Consider the following 528-nt stretch of genomic DNA (forward strand, 5'->3'; position numbering starts at 1 on the left):
GGCCGTGCAGCTGTTCGAGAACGACTTGATCAAGGAAGCGCTGCGAAAAAAATAGTCAGCGCACCGGTGCGTCGTGCGCTGGTGCACGAGTGGATCCAAGGCGGCGCCAGCGAACGTTGCGCCTTGGCGGTGATCGGCATGAGCGCCAGTGCGCTGCGCTATTGTCCGCGCGAGGATCGCAACGTCGAGTTGCGCGAGCGCATCCTTGCGTTGGCGCATCGCCATCGTCATCGCCGCGATGGCGTGGGGATGATCTATCTCAACCTGCGGCAGGTAGGTCGCATCGTGAACTACAAGCGCGTGGAGCGGTTGTATCGCGAGCAGCACCTGCAAGTGCGGCGCCGCAGGCGCAAAAAAGTGCCGATCGGCGAGCGTCAACCGCTGTGGCGGCCAGTGCGGGCCAACCCGTTATGGTCGATGGACTTCGTGTTCGACCGCACCGCCGAAGGCCGAGCAATCAAATGCCTTGTGATCGTGGACGATGCGACCCACGAAGCAGTCGCCATGGAGGTGGAGCGTGCCATCTCC

General features: G+C 62.9%; 1 pseudogene. It reads left to right on the plus strand.

Annotated elements, in window-relative coordinates:
- Positions 1–528, plus strand: a pseudogene (locus tag XANALMUS060_RS17325) (IS3 family transposase); the annotation flags it as partial.

Origin of the sequence: Xanthomonas sp. MUS 060, from assembly GCF_000963215.1 — a bacterium.
Taxonomy (GTDB): domain Bacteria; phylum Pseudomonadota; class Gammaproteobacteria; order Xanthomonadales; family Xanthomonadaceae; genus Xanthomonas_A.